Raw genomic sequence first — 23543 nt, forward strand, 5'->3', positions numbered from 1 at the left:
CGGCTGCGTGTGGGCAGGCATTCGGGTGGAGCCGCCCACCCTACGAGTTACACAGCAATCAATGCCGGAAGTGACGCGTCCCCGTGTACAGCATCACCACGCCGCGCTCGTCGGCGGCGTCGATCACTTCCTGGTCGCGCATCGAGCCGCCCGGGTGGATTACGCAAGTCGCGCCGGCGTCGACCACGACGTCCAGGCCGTCGCGGAACGGGAAGAAGGCGTCCGACGCCACGGCCGAACCGCTCAGGGACAGGCCGGCATTCTGCGCCTTGATGGACGCAATGCGGGCCGAATCGATGCGGCTCATCTGGCCGGCGCCGACGCCCAGCGTCATGCCGTTGCCGCAGAACACGATGGCGTTCGACTTGACGAACTTGGCGACGCGCCAGGCGAACATCAGGTCCTGCAATTGCTGCGGGGTCGGCTGCTTCTTGCTGACCACGCGCAGGTCCTGGATACCGACGTTCTTCGCGTCCGGCGCCTGCACCAGCAGGCCGCCGCCGACGCGCTTGACGTCATACTGGTTCTGGCCGGCGCCCAGCGGGATTTCCAGCAGGCGCACGTTCTGCTTGGCCGCCATGATCCGGCGCGCCTCTTCGGTAAAGGACGGGGCGATCAGCACTTCGACGAACAGCTTCGCCAGCGCTTCGGCTGCGCGGCCGTCGACTTCGACGTTGAACGCGATGATGCCGCCGAAGGCCGAGGTCGGGTCGGTCTGCAGGGCGCGGGTGTAGGCGTCGAGGGCATCGGCGCCGATCGCCACGCCGCACGGGTTGGCGTGCTTGACGATCACGCAGCCGGCCGGGTGCTGGAAGCCGCCGAGCGACTTCACGCATTCCCAGGCCGCATCGGCGTCGGCGATGTTGTTGTACGACAGTTCCTTACCCTGCAGCTGGCGGTAGTTGGCCAGCGCGCCATCGACCGAGACGATGTCGCGATAGAAGGCGGCGCCCTGGTGCGGGTTTTCGCCGTAGCGCATGTCCTGCACCTTCTCGAAGGCCATGTTGATGGTCTGCGGATAGCTCGAACGCGTCGCGTGCTGCTTGTCCTCGCCCAGGCTGGTCAGGTAGTTGGTGATGGCGCCGTCGTATTGCGCGGTGTGCGCGAAGACTTTCTTGGCGAGCATGAACTTGGTGTCGTAGCCGACCGTGCCGGCCGTCGTACCGGTGCCTTTCATTTCCGCCAGCACGACGCCGTAATCGCTCGGGTCGCAGATGACGACCACGTCGCGGTGGTTCTTGGCCGCCGAGCGCAGCATGGTCGGGCCGCCGATGTCGATGTTCTCGATCGCGTCTTCCAGCGAGCAGTCATCCTTGGCGACGGTGGCCTGGAAGGGGTACAGGTTGACCACGACCATGTCGATCTGCGGGATGCCATGTTCTTCCAGCTTGGACACGTGCTCGGGGAAATCACGGCGCGCGAGGATGCCGCCGTGCACTTTCGGGTGCAGGGTCTTGACGCGGCCGTCGAGCATTTCCGGGAAGCCCGTGTAGTCGGCGACTTCCGTCACCGGTACGCCGCTTTCTTGCAGCAGCTTGGCGGTGCCGCCGGTAGACAGGATGTTCACCCCGAGCGCAGACAGCGCGCGTGCAAAATCGAGCACGCCGGTCTTGTCGGAGACGGAAATGAGAGCTTGTTTGATCATGGGAGTGGCCACTGTTGATGAAAATCGGTGTGTCATCCCGGCGCGCCGTACTGGCCGCGCCCACGCGGCCAAGCTATGCCGGTGAATAAAACTTAGAGCAGTCCGTGCTCTTGCAGTTTCTTGCGCAAAGTATTGCGGTTGATGCCCAGCATCTGGGCGGCGTGCGACTGGTTGCCGTCGGCGCGCGTCATCACCACTTCGAGGATCGGCTTTTCAACCGTCATGACCATCATGTCATAGATGTTCGACGGTTTTTGCTCGCCCAGGTCATTGAAATAATCCTCAAGGCTCTTCTGGACAACTTCCTGGATACTCTCTTTGCTCATGTCTGCTGCTTCATCCTGGTTAGTAATTGCTCCGCCGATTTTGTCGGCGGCGTCCCCATATCGTTTTTATAATTTTGGAGTGCCTGCCAAAGCCGCCATGGCGGCGTTGCATCGTCTCGCCGTACTGGCGTACTGTCTTCGGCGACGCGCCTTGCCCTGACGACTTTGTCAGACACTCGTACTGCTGTGCTACTTGTTATGCCGCTTTCGCAATTTCGACAGACTGCGCGGGCCGGTATTGTAACCGCTCGCCATGCTGAAGTTGCGATTGGAAAAAATTATCGACGGCCGCCAGTTGTTCGGCCGTCGACTCCAGCAGGTTCATCCGCTGGCGGAATGTTTCGCCGCCCGGCAAGTCCTCGACATACCAGCCGATGTGCTTGCGCGCGCTGCGTACGCCGATGTGCTCGCCATAGAAGGCGTAGTGCGCCGGCAGGTGTTCGTTCATCAGCGCGCGCACCTCTTCCACCAGCGGCGGCGGCAGGTGCTCGCCGGTACGCAGGTAATGGTCGATCTCGCGGCAGATCCAGGGCCGGCCCTGGGCCGCGCGGCCGATCATGACCGCATCCGCACCCGTGTAGTCGAGCACGAATTTCGCCTTTTCCGGCGTCGTGATGTCGCCGTTGGCGACCACCGGAATGCCGACCGCCGCCTTCACGGCGCGGATGGTGTCGTACTCCGCCTCGCCTTTATAGCCGTCGGCGCGGGTACGCCCGTGCAGGGTCAGCATTTGGATGCCGGCCTGTTCGGCCAGGCGCGCGATACGCAGCGCATTCTTGTTCTGGCGATCCCAGCCGGTGCGGAATTTCAGCGTGACGGGCACGTCCACCGCCTCCACCACGGCGTGCAGGATGCGTTCGACCAGGTCTTCGTGCTGCAGCAGTGCGGAGCCGCACCAGCTGTTGCACACCTTCTTGACCGGGCAACCCATGTTGATGTCGATGATCTGGGCGCCGCGCTCGACGTTGTGGCGGGCGCAATCGGCCAGGTCTTGCGGGTCGGCGCCGGCGATCTGCACCGCTTTCGGCTCCATCTCGCCCGCGTGGTCGGTGCGGCGGCTGGTCTTTTCGCTGGCCCACAGGCGCGGGTTCGATGCTGCCATTTCGGACACGGCATAGCCCGCGCCGAGCTGCTTGCACAGCTGGCGGAACGGACGATCCGTCACACCCGCCATGGGTGCGACAAAGACATTATTCAGCAGTGTATACGGGCCGATTTGCACAGCAGGAACAAGATGAGAATGGATGGGAACCTGCTATTTTAACCGAACTGCTGCTCAATTAAACGGCAAAATTTTTCCCGGATTGTAGCGAACGCGAGAATCGCGTCTGGACAACTGGAAATAAATTGGGAAGAAAGCGCCGTGTGCGGCCCCTGGCGTAGGGTGGTCGGCTACACCCGGATGGTGCATCGACGCGCCGCGTGCGCCGCCCACGCGTTCAAGCGGCTTCTGCGCAGCCGCGTCGTTTCATGCGTCGGTTGAACGCGTGGGCGGCGCAAACGATGCGTCAGCGCAACTTACTCGGTATAGCCGACCACCCTACTTCATGAGACGTCGTCGAGTACGACCGGCTGCAAATGGCCGACCTCGCCCCAGCTCTCGAGCACGAGCTTGCCGCCCTGCACCGTAAAACGGTTGACGCTGGCGTTGAGCACCTTGAAGTCGCGCGGGGTGTCCAGTGCCAGGCCGAGCGCGGCGCGGTAAGCGCACTCGAGCACGCCGCCGTGGGCCACCAGCACCAGCGATTTGCCGGGGTTGTCCGCCGCCCAGCCAAGAATGGCGGGGATCACGCGGTCGTAGAACTGGCGGAAGGTTTCGCCCTGATTCTGGCCGGGCGGCAGCGTGCCGTCGATGTCGCGTCCTTGCCAGGCAGCAAACTCGCGCGGGTAGCGCGCCGCGATGTCCGAGTACAGCAAGCCTTCGAAGCCGCCATAGCAGCGCTCGCGCAAGCGGCCGTCTATGAACAGCGGCAACTGCAAGACCTCACCCAGCGCCTTGGCGGTCTGGGCGGCGCGGGCCAGGTCGCTCGAGACCAGCAGGTCGACCGGCTCGCCGGCCAGTGCATCGGCCAGCGCGCGCGCCTGGCGCCGGCCTTCGTCGTTCAGGTCGATGTCGAGGTGGCCCTGCAGGCGGCGTTCGGCGTTCCAGGCGGTTTCGCCGTGACGGATCAGGGCGATGCGGGTGATGGTGTGGTTCTGGGTATGGTTCTGCATGAGGTCCAAAAACGCCCGGGCCTGCGGGCGGGAACGGGCGTACTGTCGGGCGCGCTAGGTGGAGAGCGTGGGTGCGATTTCCGGGTTGAGCGAATAGACGGCGAAGATCTGCGCCTCGTCGAGGATATGGCCCATCAGCGCCAGCCGCGCTTCCTGGCCGGTGAAACTGCCTTCCAGCGGGAACTCGGCGATGTCGAGTGCGTAGATGGTAAACACATAGGTGTGCACGCGCTCGTCGTTCCATGGCGGACAGGGGCCGTCGTAGCCGAAGTACTCGCCGGCCATGGAAGGGTCGCCCGCGAACCAGTTGGTGTAATCGTTCACGCCCTGGCGCAACTGGTGTTCGGTGCCGTTCTTGACGAGGAAGGAGACGTTCGGGCCGGGTTTGCCGTGCGGCGTGACCATGTCGGAAAACTGGCCTTCGGCGATCGACTTCAGGCTGGGCGGGATATCGACCAGGGTCCAGTGATAGAAATCGGTACGCTTGAGCCCTTCCGGGACCAGCTTGCCTTCCTTGTTGACGTCGGTGCCGTCGGCCGGGACATCGCCGTCGTGGCACAGGATCGCGAGCGACTGGGTACCGGCCGGCACGTCGTCCCAGGCGAGGTGGGGATTGCGGTTGTTCGACAAACGCACATGCGTTTTCGGGTCGATGACCGCGAACGCGCACTCGGGCGGGATCAGCCCGCCTTCGGTAAACGAATCACTCCAGATGTTCATTGCAGACTCCCGGTGGGCCTCCATGATATTGACCGCAGGGCGCGCTACGGGTTTCAACGTGAAATATCGACCGGATCAACACGCAGCCAGATCGTGACTGGACCGTCATTGGTCAGCGACACTTTCATGTCGGCGCCGAATTGACCAGTCTCAACTTTGCCATGCAGTGCGCATGCCTGGCGCACGAAATGGTCGAACAGGCGGCGCCCGTCGGCTGGCGATGCGGCCGGCGAGAACGAGGGCCGGGTGCCGGAACGGGTGTCGGCGGCCAGCGTGAACTGGGGGACGAGCAGCAGCGCGCCGCCCGTGTCGCGGAGGCTGCGGTTCATCTTGCCGGCCTCGTCGGCGAACACCCGGTAGCCGAGCAGCTTGGCCAGCAAGGCGTCGGCCTCGCGCTCGGTGTCCCCCTTTTCGGCGCAGACCAGCACCATCAGGCCGGCGTCGATCGCACCCACGGTCGCGCCGTCGACCACGACGCTGGCGTGGCTGACCCGTTGCAGCAGCCCGATCATGCTGGCGTGAAGCTCACGCGTGCGAACTTGCGCTTGCCCACCTGCATCACGAAATTGCCGGCATCGACCTGCAGGTTCTTGTCGCTGACGACCGCGCCGTCGATGCGCACGCCGCCCTGGTCGACCATGCGCATCGCCTCCGAGGTCGAGGCGCACAGGCCGGCCGCTTTCAGCAGCTGGGCCACGCCCAGCGGTGCGCCGGACACCGCCACTTCCGGCACATCGTCCGGGATGCCGCCCTTGGAGCGGTTGACGAAGTCGGCCAGCGCATCGGTAGCGGCCTGGCTCGAGTGGAAGCGGGTGACGATTTCCTGCGCCAGCGCCACCTTGGCGTCGCGCGGGTTGGCGCCGCCTTCGACGGCCGCCTTCAGGGCCGCCAGTTCGCCCAGCGGACGGAAGGACAGCAGTTCGAAATAGCGCCACATCATGACGTCGGAAATGCTCATCAGCTTGGCGAACATGGTGTTCGGCGCTTCCGTGATGCCGATGTAATTGTTCTTCGACTTGGACATCTTCTCGACGCCGTCCAGGCCTTCGAGCAGGGGCATGGTCAGGATGCACTGCGGTTCCTGGCCATAATCTTTCTGGAGTTCACGGCCAACCAGCAGGTTGAATTTCTGGTCCGTTCCACCTAGCTCAAGATCGGCCTTCAAAGCGACCGAATCGTAGCCCTGCATCAGCGGATACAGGAACTCGTGGACGGCAATCGGAGTCCCACTCTTGTAGCGCTTGGTGAAGTCGTCGCGCTCCATCATGCGCGCCACCGTATAGCGCGAGGCCAGCTGGATCATGCCGCGCGCGCCGAGCGGGTCGCACCACTCCGAGTTGTAGCGCATTTCGGTGCGCGACGCGTCGAGGATCAGGGCGACCTGGCGGAAATAGGTGTTCGCGTTTTCCTCGACCTGCTCGCGGGTCAGCGGCGGACGCGTCGCATTGCGGCCCGACGGGTCGCCGATCATCGAGGTGAAGTCGCCGATCAGGAAGATCACCTGGTGGCCCAGGTCCTGCAGCTGACGCAGCTTGTTCAGCACCACGGTATGGCCCAGGTGCAGGTCGGGCGCGGTCGGGTCGGCACCCAGTTTGATCCGCAGGGGAACGCCGGTCGCTTCCGAGCGTGCCAGCTTGTGTGCAAATTCGCTTTCGATCAGCAGTTCGTCGACACCGCGTTTCGTGATGGCGAGCGCCTCCTGAACCTTGTCCGAAAGAACGACTGCAGGGGCGGTAGAAACGGAGTTGTTATTACTACAAGACGCGGAGTCTGTCATAAATTCTTTGTAGGAAAATGGCTAAAGCGGTTGTAGGTGTGCGTATTTTGGTACAATAACCGATCCCATCAATCTTGCCGCAAGAAAACTTTTCAAAACAACAAGAAAAATAGCACCCTAGTTGAGGCGGTAAATTTTAACTGATTGCATGAACCCTATCTATAAAATCACCGGAAAGCTGTCGTCCAGCCTGGCCAATACGAGCCGCAAAGCCCGTATCGTCGGTGCCGGCGCCATCGGCCTGGCATTGTGCGCCTTCGGCGCTGTTGCCACGGCGCCGATCGCGCAAGACGACGCCAACGTGTCGGTCAAATCGATCGCCGAAGACCTGGCCCTGCCCAACCTCTCCGACCAGATCGCCGCTCTCCAGCAAGACGAGCAGCAATTCATCCACGAAGAACGCGTCCGTTCCGGCGACTCCCTCGGCACCATGCTGGGCCGCCTGGGCGTCGAAGACGCCGAAGCGCAAAAGTTCATCCGCTCGAACAAGGTTGCCCGCCGCATCCTGACGCTCAAGAACGGCAAGCGCCTGCAGGCCGAGACCGACGAGAATGGCCTGCTGCTGTCGCTGCGCGCCACCTTGACCGACAAGAACAAGGCCCCGACCCTGCTGACCATCGCCCGCGAAGGCGACGGCTTCACCGCGACCGAAGCACCGGCCAAGCTCGAGCGCCGCGTCGAAATGCGTTCGCGCGAAATCACCAGCTCTTCCCTGTACTCGGCGACCGACGCCAACGTCGACGGCGGCTCGATCCCGGATTCGGTGGTCGGCGAGATCGTCAAGATGTTCTCGACCAACATCGACTTCCGCGGCGACCTGAAGCGCGGCGACCGTTTTAATGTTGTCTACGAAACCTTCTGGCTCGACGGCGAAATGGTCAAGACCGGCCGCATCCTGGCCGGCGAATTCATCAACCGCGGCGTCAGCCACCAGGCCGTCTGGTTCGAAGATCCGGTCACCAAGGACGGCGGCTACTACAGCCTCGACGGCAAATCGCTGAAAAAAGCCTTCCTCAAGTCGCCACTGGAATTCTCGCGCGTCTCGTCGGGCTTCGCGAACCGCATCCACCCGATTTCGGGCAAGTGGAAAGCCCATAAAGGCATCGACTACGCCGCCTCGACCGGCACCCCGATCCGCGCCGCGGGCGACGGCACCATCGACTTCGCCGGCAATTCCGGCGGCTACGGCAACATGGTCGTCATCAAGCACTGGTCGAACTACAGCACCGCCTACGCCCACATGAGCCGCATCGGCAGCGGCCTGCGCAAGGGCGCCAAGGTCAGCCAGGGCCAGGTGATCGGCTACGTCGGCTCGACCGGCTGGTCGACCGGCGCCCACCTGCACTACGAATTCCGCGTCGCCGGTGTCGCCCGCGATCCGGCCAAGCTGAAAAACCTGATGGCCGCTCCGCTGGATGCCGGCGAAATGGCCCGCTTCCGCATGGCCGCCGCCGACATGAAGCACCGCTTCTCGCTGCTGACCCCAGGTGGCAACGCAATGGCCGCCCGCTAAGCCATTCGCACCACCTCCCGACGCCTTCCCCGCTTCGTTGCGCGGAAGGCGTTTTTGTTTGGTGTCCTGGCTGCCCGGCCGGCCCGCCCTTCCAGCACGCCTTGCCATGCATTAAGATGCGCGCATGACTTCCTCTTCCTCTTCCCTCTACATCGGCCTGATGTCCGGTACCAGCCTCGACGGCGTGGATGGCGTGCTGGCCGACTTCGGCAACGGCGCCATCCGGACCATCGAGGCCGCCTTCGTTCCCTTCCCCGCTGCCTTGCGCGCCGAGCTGATGGCATTGCAGGCGAACGGCGGCAACGAGATCGAGCGCGAGGCGATTGCCGCCAACGGCCTGGCGCACAGCTACGCTGCCTGCGTTGCCGCCCTGGTCGAGCACGCGGCCGGTCCGGTCGCCGCGGTCGCGGTGCATGGACAGACCATCCGCCACCGCCCGGAACTCGGTTTTACGCGCCAGACGAATAATCCGGCCTTGCTGGCGGAACTCGCCGGGATCGACGTCATCGCCGATTTCCGCAGCCGCGACATTGCCGCCGGCGGCCAGGGCGCGCCGCTGGTGCCGGCCTTCCACGCGGCAGTCTTCGGCAAGCCGGGCACGACGCGCGTGGTGGTCAATATCGGCGGCATCGGCAACATCAGCATGCTGCACGGCGACGGCCGCGTGACCGGCTACGACACTGGCCCGGGCAACGTGCTGCTCGACGGCTGGATTCAACGCCACCGGGACCAGGAATACGACGACGGCGGCGCCTGGGGCGCCAGCGGCAGCGCGGTCCCCGAATTGCTTGCCGCGCTGCTGGACGAGCCGTATTTCCACCAGCCGGCACCGAAGAGCACCGGCCGCGACCTGTTCCACATGGACTGGCTCGATGCGCGCCTGGCCGGCTATCCCGGCCTGGCGCCGAACGACGTCCAGGCCACGCTGGTCGAACTGACGGCGCAAACGATCGCGCGCTCGATCCTGGACGAGGGCGTGGCGGTGGATGCCGTGTACGTATGCGGCGGCGGCGCCTACAACGGCGCCCTGCTGCGCAGCCTCGCAGCGGCGCTGGGCGGCAATGTGCCGGTCGACTCGACGGCGGCCCTCGGCATTGCCCCGAACCGGGTCGAGGCGCTGGCCTTTGCCTGGCTGGGCTATCGGTTTACGATGCGCGAGCCGGGCAACATGCCTGCGGTGACCGGGGCCAGGGGGCCGCGAATCCTGGGGGCGCTGTATCCGGCCTGACAACGACATCGTGCATCGCGGCCCACCGCTCACGGTGGCACCAAAAACAAATCCGGGCATTGCCCGGATTTGTTGTATTCACGCCCGGCAGGCCGGGCTGTGCGTCGGTTTTACGCCGAGAACGAGGAACCGCAGCCGCAGGTGCTGGTTGCGTTCGGGTTCTTGATGACGAACTGGGCGCCTTCGAGGTCGTCCTTGTAGTCGATTTCGGCGCCGACCAGGTACTGGTAGCTCATCGAGTCGATCAGCAGCTGCACGCCGTTCTTCTCCATGGTGGTGTCGTCGTCGTTCACGATTTCGTCGAAGGTGAAGCCGTACTGGAAGCCCGAGCAGCCGCCGCCCTGCACGAACACGCGCAGTTTCAGGTCGGGATTGCCCTCTTCCTCGATCAGTTGTGCCACTTTTTCGGCAGCGCTGTCGGTGAAGACGATGGGGGTCGGGATGGTGTCAAAGTCAACTACTTCGGCCACTGCAGTCATGGATAAACTCCTGATTGGATTCAAATTTATTCCATTATAGACGGTTCGCGGTGGTCACGCTGACGCTCATGCTCCCGACGCTTCCGCCACTGCCAGGTGGAACACCGGCTCGCCCGCCGGCTGGTGCGTGAGCTTGCCGGTCACCAATGCGCCGCCGTGCATCTCCAGCAGTTTGTAATGGACATCCCCATGTATGCGGCCTTTCGGCTGTAATTCAAGCAGTTCCGTCGAATGCACCGAGCCGGCGATGAAACCGTTCACCACCAGGTTGGCGCAGCGCACCTCTCCTTCGATGCGCGCATGCTCGGATACGATCAGGACGCTGTCCACGCCCTCGCTGGCGATCACGTTGCCGTGGACCTCGCCATCGATGCGCAATCCGCCGCTGAAACACAGGTCGCCCTCGATGCGGGCGGAGATGCCGATCAGGCTATCAATTTCGCTTTTTGCGTTGCGACCGAACATGGTGGCACCCCTGTGAGATAGAGAATATGGCGACGCAGAAACCAATCAGTGCATCGGCCAATTTACCGCTCTCAACAGTTGCCACGTTGATCTAGCTCGAATCGGGCAAGCAAGCCGAGCTGCCGATCTTGCTTTACTGGCAAGACAGGCACCGTTATAATATTGGACTAAACCAACACTCTCCGCGGCGACCACCGCGACCAGCAAGCATGCTCACAATCGGCGAACTTGCCCAACAGACCGGCGCCAGCGTGCGCTCGCTGCGCCACTACGAACAGTGCGGCTTGCTGGTGTCGGCACGCCGCGACAACGGCTACCGCGTGTTCGACCCGGCCACCGTCGAGTATGTGCAACGCATCCGCATCCTGTTGCGCAACGGTTTTACCCTCGAGCAGATCCGCCCGGTCGCGTCCATGCTCTCCCCGGCCCCGCAGGACATGCGCGCGCTGTGCGCCGACGTGATGGCGATGTACGACAGCAAGCTGGGCGAACTCGACGAACGCATCGCCGAACTGCAGCAACTGCGCAAGCGTGCCGCCGAGCGCCTGGCTTTCCTGCATGAACAGCGCCGCCAGGGCGGCCCAGGTCCAGACTGATCAGCGCCCGCTGGCGCCCTCGAACTGCGGCGGCAGCGGGTGGTCCGGCGTTTCGATATCCCAGGTGGCCGACAGGATGCACCAGCGCTTGCCGTCGTCCATCAGCTGGAAACTGTTCACGCCGCGCGCACGTGGCGCCATATCGAGCCCATCGCGCGTATCGAAACTGCTCCAGACATGAGCGATGTGGCCATAGCGTTCGATCCTTTGCGCCAGCTCGCGCTCGTAGAAGGCGCGCTGGCCGAATACCCGGTCGTTCAGCTCGGCAAACTGGTCGGGCCGCTGCGGCGCGGCCAGGAAGCCGCTGCCGTGCAGTGTCGGCGTCACCAGGGCGCCGGGCGCGAACAGGCGGGCCATGCGCGCCCAGTCCTTGGGCGCGCCGGCCGGTCCCGACACGATCTGGTACAGGGCAAGCACCAGCGACTCGGGACTGCGGCTGTCCTCGTCGGGCGCTGCATTGCCGCAGGCAGGGGTGGCGCCGAGCCGATTCGGTGCGGTTTGCGCCGACGCCGGCAGAACAAGGGAAGAGACAAGGAAGGCGGCGCCTAGGCCGCGCAGGAGGGCAAGCGGTTTCATTCGGGTTCCTGATTGGTGCACGCGCTGGTGCGGAACCCGTATGCTCGGGCCTGACACTGGTGTCAGGGTCAAGCACTATTTTAAAAACAACGGCCGGGCAGGCCCGGCCGTCTTTATTTACGGCAGCAGTGCGATCTGCTCGAGCCCGGTCGTTTCCTCGAAACCGAACATCAGGTTCATGCACTGCACGGCTTGGCCCGATGCGCCCTTGACCAGGTTGTCCTGCACCACCAGGATGACGACCGTGTTGCCGCCGTCCGGACGGTGCAGCGCCAGGCGCAGCATGTTCGAGCCGCGCGTCGAGCGCGTTTCCGGGTGCGAGCCGAAGGGCATCACGTCCACGAACGGCGAATCCTTGTACTCGGCCTCGAACAGCGCCTGCAGGGCGGCGTCGTCGACCTCCTTGGTCAGGCGCGCGTACAGGGTCGAATGCATGCCGCGGATCATCGGCACCAGGTGCGGGGTGAAGATCAGGCCCACTTTCTGGTCGGTGAAGCGCTGCAGCTGGGCCGAGGTTTCCGGGGTGTGGCGGTGACCGGCCACGCCGTAGGCCTTGAAATTGTCGCTCGCCTCCGAGAACAAGGTGCCGATCTCGGCCTTGCGTCCGGCGCCCGACACGCCCGATTTCGCATCGGCGATCAGGTTGCCGGCGTCGATCAGCCCCGCTTTCAACAGCGGCACGAAGCCCAGCTGCATCGTCGTCGGGTAGCAGCCCGGGTTGGCGATCAGGCGCGCCTGCTTGATGTCTTCACGGTTCAGTTCGGGCAGGCCATACACGGCTTCCTCGATCAGCTCGGGCGCGGTGTGCTCGATCTTGTACCACTTCTCGAAGCTGGCGCGGTCCTTCAGGCGGAAATCCGCCGCCAGGTCGATGACTTTGACGCCGGCCGCCAGCAGCGCCGGGGCCTGCGCCATCGCCACCCCGTGCGGGGTGGCAAAGAACACCACGTCGCACTGCGTCAGGTCGGCCTTGTCCGGGGCCGAGAATGCCAGGTTCACGCGCCCGCGCAGCGAGGGGAACATGTCGGCCACCGGCAGGCCGTCTTCCTTGCGCGAAGTGATCGCGGTCAGCTCCACGCCGGGGTGGACGGCCAACAGCCGCAGCAGTTCCACGCCCGTGTAACCGGTTCCGCCAACGATGCCAACTTTGATCATGTCTATTCCTTCATCAAAAAAAATGATGCCCATGGGGCCAAGGCTGCAATTTTAACAGTCCTGCAAATAACCAAGGCGCAAGGCACCCGCATCCCCGTTGCAAAGATAATTTGCATCGGATGCCGATATTGCAAATATTGCATGGTCTGCAGCACGCGGCAGGTGCAGGCGCTGCAAGCCAGCAAGTAGCTTACCGTGGCAGGCACAGCCGCGCCGTACGCTACCGGACGTCAACACATCCCGGCAGAAATAAAAAAGCCGCCCGAAGGCGGCTTTCTGTCCAGCAATCGCAGCCCGAAGGCTGCAAGCGATTAACGCTTCGAGAACTGCTTGGCGCGACGTGCTTTACGCAGGCCGACTTTCTTACGCTCGACTTCACGGGCGTCACGGGTGACGAAACCGGCACGTGCCAGGTCGCCCTTGAGGCCTGCGTCGTAGTCGATCAGAGCGCGGGTGATGCCGTGACGAACGGCGCCAGCCTGGCCCGACTCACCGCCGCCATGGACGTTGACTTTGATGTCGAAACGCTCGACGTTGCCGGTCAGTTCCAGCGGCTGACGGATGACCATCAGGCCGGTTTCGCGCGAGAAGTATTCGTTCGCAGGCTTGCCGTTCACGACGATCAGGCCGGTGCCGGCTTTGATGAACACGCGAGCGACTGCACTCTTGCGACGGCCGGTGCCGTAGTTGTAGTTACCGATCATGTCAGTTCCTTAGAGGGTCAGTGCTTGTGGTTGCTGTGCTGCGTGCGGGTGCGAACCTTCCGCGTACACTTTCAGCTTCTTGATCATTGCATAGCCCAGCGGGCCCTTCGGCAGCATGCCTTTGACAGCCTTCTCGAGCGCGCGGCCCGGGAAACGCTGTTGCATTTTCAGGAAGTTGGTTTCGTAGATACCGCCCGGGTAGCCCGAGTGACGGTAGTAGGTCTTGTTGGTGGCCTTCGTGCCGGTCACACGCAGCTTGCCTGCGTTGACGACGACGATGTAGTCACCGGTATCGACGTGAGGAGTGAATTCTGGCTTGTGTTTGCCGCGCAGTCGGAGTGCCACTTCGCTGGCAACACGTCCGAGGACCAAGTCCGTCGCGTCAATCACGAACCAGTCGCGCTGGACTTCATGGCCCTTAGCGGAAAAAGTTTTCATGTTGACTTCCTAAATAGGTAAATTGCTCAAATGGCGGTTCCGCAATTGTTGCTGCGGACTCTTCCTTATTATCTTTTCCAGAGCAAATGGAAAGCCGACGATCATACCTCACCCAGCCGTGAGCGGTCAAGCTGCCCGCCCGGCGGCTGTCGCATCCGCGCCTCCTGCGACTCCCGCATCCGGCCCCTGCGATGACATAGAACAATTAACCTATTGCGTAGACGGCTAGACTCGGCTGAACCATTCCATACTGAAACTATGTGTTGACCGTGAAAACGCTATCAAATTACCATGAGTCAACTGCCTGAGGAGTCTTTGTGAAAACCAGTTTCATTTTGCCTGCCCTGCTCGCGCTGCTGGCATCGACAAGCAGCCCGGCCGCCGCCGCGCCCGCTGCCAAGCCCGTCGCCCGCACCTGCCACCTGCCCGGCGCCGAAGGGGCACTGCGCTGCCTCACCGTTCCGGTGCCGCTCGATTACGCGCAACCGGCGGCGGGCGGCCTCCAGATCCACGTCACCGTCGCGCCGGCCTTCCGCGAGGGCGCGAAAAACGACCCGCTGTTCGTGCTGGCCGGCGGCCCCGGCCAAGCCGGCAGCGAAGTGATCCGGGCGCTCTCGACCGCCTTCAAGCGGGTGCGCGCCACGCGCGACATCGTCTTCATCGACCAGCGCGGCACCGGCCTGTCGGGCAAGCTCGACTGCGAAAGCCGGCCCGAGCACGAGACGATGAGCGACGCCGAGCAGGAAGCCGAGATCCACAAATGCATCCGCGCCAGCCGCGCCCCGTTCGCGGCCTATACCACGCTGAACGCCGCGCGCGACCTCGAGGAGGTGCGGCGGGCGCTCGGCTACGGCAAGGTCAACCTGTTCGGCGGCTCGTACGGCACCCGCCTCGGCCAGGCCTATGCGCGCGCGTTTCCGGGGAGCGTGCGCGCGCTGATCCTCGACGGCGTCGCCGCTCCCGAGCAGGTGATTCCGGCGGCCGGGCGCGACGGCCAGGCCGCCCTCGACAAGCTGTTCGAGCAGTGCGCCAGGGATGCGGGCTGCAGCAAGGCCTATCCGAACCTGCGCGCCGAATTCGACAGCCTGGCCGCGCGCGCCGAAGCGGGCATCAAGCTCTCGATCGCCGACCCGCGCACCGCCCAGCCGACCACGGTCACGATGTCCGGGCCGCGCTTCAACGGCACCGTCCACAGCATCCTGTATTCGCCGGCCGACGCACGCCGCCTGCCCTTCCTGATCCACAGCGCGTTCCGGGGCCGCTGGGAGCCGTTCATTGCGCGCCAGAACGTCAGCGGCGACTTCACCACCGAATCGACCAGCGCCTTCCTGCTGCACCTGGCCGTGGTCTGCGCCGAGGACGTGCCGCGCATGACGCCGGGCCTGATGAAGGAAGAGGACGCCCTGCTCACGCGCGCCTGGGCCGAGCGCATGCCGGCCATGTGCAAGACCATGAACGTGCCGGCCGTGCCGTATGTGGCGCCGACCATGATCGAGGCCCCCGCCCTGCTGTTCTCGGGCGCGCTCGACCCGGTGACGGCGCCGCGCCGCGCCGAAAGCGCCAAACGCGCCATGCGCAACGCGCGCCATGTGGTGGTGGCCAATGTCGGCCACGGCGTCGCGCAGCTCGGCTGCGCGCCGCGCCTGATGCGGGAATTCCTCGACAAGCCCGGCGCCGCCCTCGATACCGCCTGCCTGGCCGAGATCCCGCCCCCGACCTTCCAGCTCGGCAGCGCCGGGCCGCAACCCTGAATCGAGCTCCCCATGATCGAAGTTCACGATGTACGTAAACAGTTTGGCGAGGTCAAAGCGCTCGGCGGCGTCAGTTTCAGCGCGCGCGACGGCCAGATCACGGCCCTGCTCGGCCCCAACGGCGCCGGCAAGACGACCCTGCTGCGCACCCTGGTCGCCCTCCTCAAGCGCGACCACGGCACGATTGCCGTCGACGGCGTCGACCCGGAACGGGACCCGCTGGCGGTACGCCGCAACATCGGCTTCCTCACCGACCAGTTCGGCCTGTACGAGCGCCTCTCGACGCGCGAATACCTCACCTATTTCGGTGAACTGAACGGCATGGGCGGCGCCGCGCTCAAGGCACGCATCGGAGAGGTATCGGAACTGCTGGCGATGGACGACATCCTCGAGCGCCGCACCAAGGGCTTCTCGCAGGGCCAGCGCATCAAGGTGGCGCTGGCGCGCACGCTCCTGCACCGCCCGCGCAATTTGCTGCTGGACGAACCGAGCCGCGGCCTGGACGTGATGAGCACGCGCGCCTTGCGGCGCGCACTGGCGGCGCTGCGCGCCGACGGCTGCTGCGTGATCATGGCCACCCACGTGATGCAGGAAGTGACCCACCTGTGCGACGACGTGATCGTCATCGCCAAGGGCCATACGGTGGCCCAGGGCTCGCCGCTCGAACTGTGCCGGCGCACCGGCATCGAAAACCTCGAGGATGCTTTCGTCAGCCTGGTCGGCGAAGAAGGGATTGCCGCATGAAGCCGCCATTCCTGACCATCTTCCTGAAAGAAATGCGCGAGACCCTGCGCGAAAAACGCAACGTCGGGCTGCTGCTGTTCGTGACGCTGATGTATCCGGTCATGTTCGGCTTCCTGATGCAGCAGATCATCGACCGCAACACGCGTTCCGAGCGCGAAGGCATCGAACTGGCCGTCATCGGCGCCGCCAAGGCGCCCACGCTGATGGCCCAGCTCAAGCAGAAGAACATCACCGTGGTCGACACCGCCCCGATGGACGAAGCGGCCATCGAAGCCCTGCTCCAGAAAGGCAAGGTGGCCGGGGTGCTGCGCCTGTCCGAGAAATTCACCGACAACTACGCGGCGATGCGCCCGGCGCGCATCGAGCTATGGTACGACTCGGCCGCCGAAAAAGGGGCGCAGCGGCGCGAGATCGAGGACGTGCTCGAGGCCTACGGCGCCAACGTCGCCAGCGCGCGCCTGCTGGCGCACGGGGTGTCGCCGGCCACCCTGGCGCCGATCGAGGTGCAGCGCTACGACACCGGCACCAACGCCTCGCGTTCGGCCGCCGTCATCGGCAGCATGCTCAGCATGCTGTTCTTCCCGGCCTTCTTCTGCGGCATGTCGGCCGCGGTCGACAGCACCGCCGGCGAGCGCGAGCGCCGCTCGATGGAAGTGCTGATGGCGCAGCCGGCGCGGGCCTGGGAAATCGTGACCGGCAAGTGGCTGATGGCCGGCGCGCTGGCCATCATCGGCCTGACGCTCGAACTGATCCTCTCGCACGTGGTGCTGTCCTGGCTGCCGCTGGAAGAACTGGGCATGTCCTGGGGCCTGAACTGGCTCGACGTCGCCAAGGTATGCATCGTCGCGCTGCCGCTGGCGCTGCTGGCCGCGGCCCTGCAGATCGCGCTGGCGATGAACGCGAAATCGTTCAAGGAAGCGCAAAGCCTGCTCAGCATCGTGCTGTTCCTGCCGATGCTGCCCGGCGTCGTGGTCTCGATGATGGAGCTGAAAACGGCGCTGTGGATGTATGCGGTGCCGATGCTGTCGAACCAGACGCTGCTGCGCGAGATGGCGAAAGGCGTGGAGGTCGGTACCCTGCCCTTCGTGTTGACCTTCCTGAGCGCGGCGCTGCCGACGCTGGCGGTGGTGGCCTTTGCCGGCTGGCGCATGAAGAGCGAGCGCTACGTGCTGGCGGTCTGATTCCCCTCACCCGCCGAAACACAGCCCACCCCGGCATGCCGCGGTGGGCTGTTTTACAATACGGCCACCCACCACACCGGAGAAACGCAATGGAAGTCAAAGTCAGCTGGAACGGCCCCTCGGGCATGAGTTTTCGCGCCCAGACCGGGTCGGGCCACATGGTGGCGATGGACGGCGCGCCCGAAGGCGGCGGCCATAACCTGGCGCCGCGGCCGATGGAGATGCTGCTCGTCGGAACCGGCGGCTGCACCGCCTACGATGTCGTCCTGATCCTGCAGCGCGGGCGCGAGAACGTGCTCGGCTGCGACGTGACGCTGCAGGCCGAACGCGCCGAGACCGACCCCAAGGTATTCACGAAGATTAACTTCCACTTCGTCATCAGCGGCCGCAACCTGAAGCCGGCGGCGGTGGAACGCGCCGTAAAACTGTCGCACGAGAAGTACTGCTCAGCCTCGATCATGATGGCCAAGACGGCGGAGATGACTTATTCGTTCGAGATCGTCGAAGCCGCGTAATCCGAAACCACGGGACGGTATCGAAGGGACGTAGGGTGGGCGGGTCTCCCGCCCACGCGTTCAACCAGCCCTTGAAACATCGCGCCTGCGCGCCCGTGCGTTGAACGCGTGGGCGGCGCAAGCGGCTCGTGCTTGCCCGCTATCGGGTGGAGCCGCCCACCCTACGAACCCCGCATCGTCACAAATAATACGCCGTCGTCGTCATCACCTTCGCCATCGCCCGCATCGCCAGCTTGACCGGCACCGGCATCTCGGCGGCGCCCAGCGCCTGGGCCGCCGCGCCGTGCTCGACTTCGTCCTGGCGCATCTGCTCGACGATGGCGCGCGACTTGGCGTCCTTGAGCGGCAGCGAATCGAGGTGGCTGTTCAGGTGGGCTTCGACCTGGCGCTCGGTTTCGACCACGAAGCCGAGGCTGCGCGCGTCGCCGAGCTTGGCGGCCACCGTTCCCATCGCATAGGCGCCGGCATACCACAGCGGATTGAGCACGCTCGGCTGCGAGCCCAGCTCGGACAGGCGCTGCGCGGTCCAGGCCAGGTGGTCTTCTTCCTCGCGGCCGGCCTGCTCGAACTGGGCGCGCATGCCCGGTCCTTGCGCATGGCGCGCCTGCGAGTCGTAGAGCGCCTGGGCGCACACTTCGCCGACGTGGTTCACGCGCATCAGGCCGGCGCTATGGCGCTGCTCGCGCTCGTCGAGTTCGCAGTCGAGGGCATGCGCCGCCGGGTTCGGGCGCGACGCCGCCGCCACGCCGCCGACCACGCGCAGGGCCTTGTCGAAGCCGACGATCAGGTCGTCGAGGGGACTGATAAAACGGTTCGCAAACATAGGATTCCAGTTATGCATGGAAAAACGACATTATATGCGCCGGACTGCCGGCCCGCCGCGCGGCAGCCTGCGGCCACTGCCGTTTTTTCCCTCTGCGCGCCCTATCCCTGCTTTCGCGCACTCTGGACGGCGCAATGCGCCGTGCGTCGCACGGGCCCGCCGGAGTCAACCGTTAGCGCATACAATGCAAGCGTCAAAAAGGCTTGGCGGAAATGAACCATGCCAAGTTTACATGGAGCCAGAATGGAATTACGCATCCGCAATCTGTCCAAGACCTACGCCAATGGCGTGGTGGCACTGGACAAGGTCACGCTGAACATCCCGCCCGGGATGTTCGGCCTGCTGGGGCCGAACGGCGCCGGCAAGTCGACCCTGATGCGCATCCTCGCCACGCTGCAGGAATGCGACAGCGGCTCGGTGTTCCTCGACGACATCGACGTGCTCGACGAAAAGGACGAGGTGCGCCGCATGCTCGGCTACCTGCCCCAGGACTTCGGGGTCTACCCGCGCGTCTCCGCCTGGGAACTGCTCGACCATTTCGCCCAGCTCAAGGGCATCGCCAGCAAGGGGCGCCGGCGCGAAGTCGTCGACGGCCTGCTGCAGCAGACGAACCTGTTCGAGGTGCGCCACCAGAAGCTGGGCACCTTCTCCGGCGGCATGCGCCAGCGCTTCGGGGTGGCCCAGGCCCTGATCGGCGATCCGCAACTGATCATCGTCGACGAGCCGACCGCCGGCCTGGACCCGCAGGAACGGGTGCGCTTCCATAACCTGCTGGCCGACATCGGCGCCGACAAGACGGTGCTGCTGTCGACCCATATCGTGTCGGACGTGGCCGACCTGTGCGCCAACATGGCGATCATCAACAAGGGCCATGTGCTGCTGTGCGGCGAACCGGCGCGCCTGATCGACGACATCGAGGAATGCATCTGGGCGCGCTTCGTCGACAAGGCCGAGCTGCCGCTGTTCCAGAAGCAGCATGCGGTGATCTCGACCCGCCTGCGCGCCGGCCGCACCCTGATCCATGTGTATGCCGAGGGCGACCCGGGCATGGGCTTCGAGGAGACCCAGGCCAGCCTGGAAGACGTGTACTTCGCCACCATCGCCGGGCACCACCGCTTCCAGGCCGGGAACTGCTAGGCGATGGGCGCGTTTTTCACGATCGCCGCGTTCGAGGTGCGCCAGCGCGCGCGCGCAGTGGCGACCTGGGTCTACCTGGCCGCCTTCATCGCGCTGGCGATGCTGTGGACGGCCGCCGCCGGCGGCGTCTTCAAGGAAACCGTGGTGGCCTTCGGCGCCCGCGTGATGATCAACGGGCCGCGCCAGCTGGCGCTGTCGACCGCCTTCCTCGGCTGCGCGGCCGTGATCGTGGTGGCCGCCATCATGGGCCGCGCCGTGCAGCAGGACTTCGAGCACGGCACGCACCACTTCTTCTTCAGCGCGCCGATCCCGAAGAGCGCCTACGTGTTCGGGCGCTTCCTCGGCGCCTTCGCCGTGCTGGCCCTGGTCTTCGCCGGCATCCCGATCGGCGAATGGCTCGGCACCTTCGTGCCCGGCATCGATCCCGACCGCCTGGGCGGCAACCGCCTCGCCAACTACCTGCTGCCCTGGCTGTTCACGCTGCTGCCCAACGTCTTCATCTTCGGCGCGATCTTCTTCGTGCTGGCGGCGCTGTCGCGGCGCATGCTGCCGGTCTACGTGGCGAGCATCGTGCTCACCATCGGCTACACGGTGGCGCCCTCGCTGGCGCGCGACTTCGACTACAAGCTGCTGGCCGCGCTGATCGATCCCTTCGGCACGACGGCGCTGATCAACTTCACCGAATACTGGACGGTCGCCGAGCGCAATGCGCGGCCCGTGCTGCCAGACGGCGTGTACCTGGCGAACCGCCTGCTGTGGGGCGGCTTCGGCCTGGCGGTGCTGCTGCTCGGCTACTGGCGCCTGCAGCTGGTCGGCATCCTGGAGACGCGCGGGCGCGACCCGCACGGCGAGGGCGAGGCCGCGCCCAGCCTGTCGCAGGCGGCCGTCAACACGCGCGAGCGCCCGGACTTCGCGCGCCGCAGCCTCGGCTTGTTGCTGGTGCGCGAAAGCGCGCTGCACCTGCGCCAGACGGTCGCCACGCTTCCCTTCGCGCTGATCGCGCTGGTGGGCATGGCGCTGGTGCTCAACGGCAGCTTCCATACCGGCATGCTGCACGGCGCCAGCACCTACCCGGTGACCTTCCAGATGCTCGAACTGATCCGCGACGTGTGCGGCATCTTCATCCCGCTGGTGACCGCCTTCTACGCCGCCCAGCTGGTGTGGCGCGAGCGCGATGCGCGCATCGCCCAGCTGTTCGACGTGCTGCCGGTGCCGGGCTGGCTGGCGCCGCTGTCGAAAACCCTGGCCCTGGTCGCGATGCAGGCCTTGCTGCTGTTGCTGGCGATGCTGTGCGCGATACTGGCCCAGGTGCTGCGCGGCTGGTTCGCGCTCGAACCCGGCCTCTACCTGCAGTATCTGTTTACGGTCCTGCTGCCGCAATATGCGCTGCAGGCCGTGCTCGCGGTCACCGTGCAGGCGCTGTGCAGCCGCAAATACCTCGGCTACGCGGTGCTGGCGGCGACCCAGGTCCTCATCGTCGGGGCCCAGGGCCGCGGCTTCGACCATCCGCTGCTGGGCGTGTTCCTGCCGCTCGACTATTCGAGCATGAACGGCTTCGGCCACGCCCTGCTGCGCGAGCGCGTCGTGCAACTCTACTGGGCCGGCGCGGCCCTGCTGCTGCTGGTGCTGTGCGTGGTGCTGTGGCCGCGCGGCGTGAACGCCGAGCTGCGCAGCCGCCTGCGCATGGCGCGCCAGCAATTGACGCTGCCGACCCTGGCCGCCTTCGGCGCCGGCCTGCTGCTGTTCGGCGGCAGCGGCGCGCTGCTCTGGTACGAGCTCGACGTGGCGGGCAACTATCGCACCACGCGTGCCATGGAAGCGGCGCGCGCCGGCTACGAGCAGCGCTACCGTCCGTATGCGAGCCTGCCCCAGCCGAGTCTGGCGGCGGTGGCGCTGCGGATCGACATCCATCCGCGCACGCGCACGCTGGCCGTCGCCGGACGCTACGAACTCGAGAACCGCTCGGGCACGCCGCTGCGCGACCTGATCCTGTACCAGGCGCCGGGCGCCGACCTCGTGGCGCGTCCCTCGGTGCCGGCGCAACTGGTCACCGCCGACCGCGAACGCGGCTTCTTCCGCTACCGCCTGGCCGCCCCGCTGGCGCCGGGCGCGCGCATGGCGCTCGACTTCGAACTGAGCCAGGCGCCGGGCGGACTGCTCGGCATCGGCACCGATACCGCGGTCGGCGCCAACGCGACCTGGCTGACCCAGGAGGCGCTGCCGCGCATCGGCTACCAGCACGCGGCCGAGCTGCGCGACGGGCGCGACCGCCGCCGCCACGGCCTCGGGCCCCAGGTGCAGCCGGCAGCGCCGGCCCAGCCCGAGCGGATCGCCTTTTCCGCCCTGATCAGCACGGCGGTCGACCAGATCGCCGTCGCCCCGGGCGCGCTCGAACGCGAATGGATCGCGCGCGAGCGGCGCCACTTCCAGTATCGGGCCGAGGCGCCGATCCTGGCCGACTATGCGATCGCCTCGAGCCGCTATGCGGTGCGCCACGAGCGCTGGCAGGACGTCGCGATCGACGCCTATTTCGCGCCGCAGCACGAGCGCAACGTCGAGCGCCTGCTGCGCGGCGCCGGCGCCGTGCTCGACTACGGCACGCGCGCGTTTGGTCCCTACGGCCTGCACGACCTACGCCTGGTCGAGACGCCGCGCTCGAGCGGAGAAGCGCGCGCCTTCCCCGGCATGCTGGCGCTGCCCGAGGACGGCGCCTTCATCGCGCGCTTCGATGCCGCTTCGCGGCGCGAGATCGACTATCCGCTCTACATGGGGGCATGGACCACGGCGCGCCAGTGGTGGGGCCAGCAGCTGCCCCCCGGCGTGCTGGCCGACAGCCTGGCCGAATACACGGCGCTGATGGCGGTGCGGCGCGTACTGGGGCCGGCCCCGATGCGGCGCTACCTGCGCCACGACCTGCACGCCTACCTGATGGGGCGCGCGCTGGCGAACCGGCGCGAGCTGCCGCTGGCGCAGGCGCACGCCGCCGACGAGCCCTGGCTGAGCCAGCGCAAGGGCGGCATGGCGCTCTACCTGCTGCAGGACGTGCTGGGCGAGGAGCGGGTGAACGGCGCCCTGCGCGGCATCTTGCGCGACGCCTTGCAGGGACAGGCGCGCGGCATGCCCGAGCTGGCCGCCGCCCTGCGCGCCGTCGCGCCGGCCGGCAAGGCTTACCTGATCGACGACCTGTTCGACGCCATCGTGTTCTACGAGAACCGCGCCGACTACGCCGCAGCACGCTTGCGCGCCGACGGCAAGTACGAGGTGACGCTGCGCGCCAGCGCCGCCAAGCTGCGCGCCGGCGGCCCGCTGGAACAGGCGATGCCGCTGGCCGACACCATCGAGTTCGGTGTCGACGACGGCGACGGCAAACCGCTGCTGCGCGAGCGCCACCTCGTGCGCGACGCGAAACTGACCCTGACGTTCGTGGTCGATGGGCGCCCGGCGCGCGCCGGGATCGACCCGGACAACAAGCTGATCGACAAGAAACCGGCCGACAATATGGTATTTGTCGACAACCGTTAGAACTCACGATATGATCAAGACACAACTATAAGGA

23 protein-coding genes are annotated in these 23543 nt (G+C 65.6%); 9 read left to right on the forward strand and 14 right to left on the reverse strand.

The genetic code is table 11. The features are described from left to right. Window positions 1-58 precede the first annotated feature (58 nt). From purH to tyrS, 7 genes are all read right to left on the reverse strand, one after another. The gene (gene purH / locus ACFPAH_RS15880; RefSeq protein WP_379747207.1) at window positions 59-1645 is read right to left on the reverse strand and encodes a bifunctional phosphoribosylaminoimidazolecarboxamide formyltransferase/IMP cyclohydrolase; all 1587 of its coding nucleotides are present in this window, start codon (window positions 1643-1645) and stop codon (window positions 59-61) included. 92 nt (window positions 1646-1737) lie between these two features. Next, window positions 1738-1971, reverse strand: coding sequence for a helix-turn-helix domain-containing protein (locus ACFPAH_RS15885; RefSeq protein ID WP_379747209.1), 234 nt, complete (start codon window positions 1969-1971; stop codon window positions 1738-1740). Between the two features lie 196 nt (window positions 1972-2167). Beyond that, window positions 2168-3193 carry a tRNA dihydrouridine synthase DusB gene (gene dusB, locus ACFPAH_RS15890; protein WP_379747211.1) on the reverse strand — a complete coding sequence of 342 codons (1026 nt, stop codon included), beginning with the start codon at window positions 3191-3193 and terminating at the stop codon, window positions 2168-2170. A 323-nt stretch (window positions 3194-3516) separates the two neighbouring features. Next, window positions 3517-4185 (reverse strand): histidine phosphatase family protein, encoded by a 669-nt coding sequence (locus ACFPAH_RS15895; RefSeq protein WP_379747213.1) that lies wholly within the window; start codon window positions 4183-4185, stop codon window positions 3517-3519. 54 nt (window positions 4186-4239) lie between these two features. Then, window positions 4240-4905: a YbhB/YbcL family Raf kinase inhibitor-like protein gene (locus ACFPAH_RS15900; protein WP_379747215.1), complete on the reverse strand. Its 666-nt coding sequence runs from the start codon at window positions 4903-4905 to the stop codon at window positions 4240-4242. A 53-nt stretch (window positions 4906-4958) separates the two neighbouring features. Beyond that, entirely contained in the window at window positions 4959-5417 is a 459-nt protein-coding gene (dtd, locus tag ACFPAH_RS15905) for a D-aminoacyl-tRNA deacylase (protein WP_379747217.1), read from the reverse strand. After that, a complete protein-coding gene (gene tyrS / locus ACFPAH_RS15910; RefSeq protein WP_379747219.1) occupies window positions 5414-6682 on the reverse strand; it encodes a tyrosine--tRNA ligase in 1269 nt (422 codons plus the stop codon). Before tyrS ends, dtd begins: the two co-directional genes overlap by 4 nt. A gap of 148 nt (window positions 6683-6830) precedes the next feature. On the opposite strand from tyrS, the gene ACFPAH_RS15915 reads away from it, so the two are divergent. Beyond that, entirely contained in the window at window positions 6831-8195 is a 1365-nt protein-coding gene (locus tag ACFPAH_RS15915) for a M23 family metallopeptidase (protein ID WP_379747221.1), read from the forward strand. A gap of 124 nt (window positions 8196-8319) precedes the next feature. Next, window positions 8320-9423: an anhydro-N-acetylmuramic acid kinase gene (locus tag ACFPAH_RS15920; RefSeq protein WP_379747223.1), complete on the forward strand. Its 1104-nt coding sequence runs from the start codon at window positions 8320-8322 to the stop codon at window positions 9421-9423. 110 nt (window positions 9424-9533) lie between these two features. Here ACFPAH_RS15920 and erpA read toward each other — a convergent pair whose 3' ends face one another. Together erpA and ACFPAH_RS15930 are read right to left on the reverse strand one after the other, a co-directional pair. Further along, on the reverse strand, window positions 9534-9902 hold the full coding sequence (gene erpA, locus ACFPAH_RS15925; RefSeq protein WP_379747225.1) for an iron-sulfur cluster insertion protein ErpA: 369 nt from the start codon (window positions 9900-9902) through the stop codon (window positions 9534-9536). Window positions 9903-9968: 66 nt separating this feature from the next. Beyond that, window positions 9969-10367 carry a bactofilin family protein gene (locus ACFPAH_RS15930; RefSeq protein WP_379747227.1) on the reverse strand — a complete coding sequence of 133 codons (399 nt, stop codon included), beginning with the start codon at window positions 10365-10367 and terminating at the stop codon, window positions 9969-9971. A 209-nt stretch (window positions 10368-10576) separates the two neighbouring features. Here ACFPAH_RS15930 and ACFPAH_RS15935 point away from each other — a divergent pair, with 209 nt between their 5' ends. Continuing rightward, a complete protein-coding gene (locus tag ACFPAH_RS15935; protein ID WP_379747229.1) occupies window positions 10577-10963 on the forward strand; it encodes a MerR family transcriptional regulator in 387 nt (128 codons plus the stop codon). Here the strand turns inward: ACFPAH_RS15935 and ACFPAH_RS15940 are convergent, their stop codons facing one another. From ACFPAH_RS15940 to rplM, 4 genes are all read right to left on the reverse strand, one after another. Then, a complete protein-coding gene (locus ACFPAH_RS15940; protein WP_379747231.1) occupies window positions 10964-11539 on the reverse strand; it encodes a hypothetical protein in 576 nt (191 codons plus the stop codon). A 117-nt stretch (window positions 11540-11656) separates the two neighbouring features. Then, window positions 11657-12694 (reverse strand): N-acetyl-gamma-glutamyl-phosphate reductase, encoded by a 1038-nt coding sequence (gene argC / locus ACFPAH_RS15945; protein ID WP_379747233.1) that lies wholly within the window; start codon window positions 12692-12694, stop codon window positions 11657-11659. Window positions 12695-13005: 311 nt separating this feature from the next. Continuing rightward, window positions 13006-13398, reverse strand: a complete 393-nt coding sequence (gene rpsI / locus ACFPAH_RS15950; protein ID WP_027865814.1) for a 30S ribosomal protein S9 — start codon at window positions 13396-13398, stop codon at window positions 13006-13008. A gap of 9 nt (window positions 13399-13407) precedes the next feature. After that, the gene (gene rplM, locus ACFPAH_RS15955) at window positions 13408-13836 is read right to left on the reverse strand and encodes a 50S ribosomal protein L13 (protein ID WP_192053289.1); all 429 of its coding nucleotides are present in this window, start codon (window positions 13834-13836) and stop codon (window positions 13408-13410) included. Between the two features lie 317 nt (window positions 13837-14153). On the opposite strand from rplM, the gene ACFPAH_RS15960 reads away from it, so the two are divergent. The 4 genes from ACFPAH_RS15960 (at window position 14154) to ACFPAH_RS15975 (ending at window position 18027) form a co-directional block, all read left to right on the forward strand. Beyond that, window positions 14154-15587 carry an alpha/beta hydrolase gene (locus ACFPAH_RS15960; protein ID WP_379747236.1) on the forward strand — a complete coding sequence of 478 codons (1434 nt, stop codon included), beginning with the start codon at window positions 14154-14156 and terminating at the stop codon, window positions 15585-15587. 12 nt (window positions 15588-15599) lie between these two features. Then, window positions 15600-16331 (forward strand): ATP-binding cassette domain-containing protein, encoded by a 732-nt coding sequence (locus ACFPAH_RS15965; RefSeq protein ID WP_379747238.1) that lies wholly within the window; start codon window positions 15600-15602, stop codon window positions 16329-16331. Beyond that, window positions 16328-17512 (forward strand): ABC transporter permease, encoded by a 1185-nt coding sequence (locus ACFPAH_RS15970; protein ID WP_379747240.1) that lies wholly within the window; start codon window positions 16328-16330, stop codon window positions 17510-17512. Before ACFPAH_RS15965 ends, ACFPAH_RS15970 begins: the two co-directional genes overlap by 4 nt. An 89-nt stretch (window positions 17513-17601) precedes the next feature. Further along, window positions 17602-18027, forward strand: coding sequence for an OsmC family protein (locus ACFPAH_RS15975; RefSeq protein ID WP_379747242.1), 426 nt, complete (start codon window positions 17602-17604; stop codon window positions 18025-18027). Between the two features lie 178 nt (window positions 18028-18205). Here the strand turns inward: ACFPAH_RS15975 and coq7 are convergent, their stop codons facing one another. Further along, entirely contained in the window at window positions 18206-18850 is a 645-nt protein-coding gene (gene coq7 / locus ACFPAH_RS15980) for a 2-polyprenyl-3-methyl-6-methoxy-1,4-benzoquinone monooxygenase (protein ID WP_379747244.1), read from the reverse strand. A 243-nt stretch (window positions 18851-19093) separates the two neighbouring features. On the opposite strand from coq7, the gene ACFPAH_RS15985 reads away from it, so the two are divergent. Further along, complete coding sequence (locus ACFPAH_RS15985) at window positions 19094-19987, forward strand: ABC transporter ATP-binding protein (RefSeq protein ID WP_379747246.1); 894 nt, start codon at window positions 19094-19096, stop codon at window positions 19985-19987. A gap of 3 nt (window positions 19988-19990) precedes the next feature. Next, on the forward strand, window positions 19991-23509 hold the full coding sequence (locus ACFPAH_RS15990; RefSeq protein ID WP_379747248.1) for an ABC transporter permease/M1 family aminopeptidase: 3519 nt from the start codon (window positions 19991-19993) through the stop codon (window positions 23507-23509). The last annotated feature ends 34 nt before the right edge of the window (window positions 23510-23543 follow it).

The sequence above is a fragment of the Massilia sp. GCM10023247 genome, from assembly GCF_042653325.1.
Classification (GTDB): domain Bacteria; phylum Pseudomonadota; class Gammaproteobacteria; order Burkholderiales; family Burkholderiaceae_D; genus Telluria.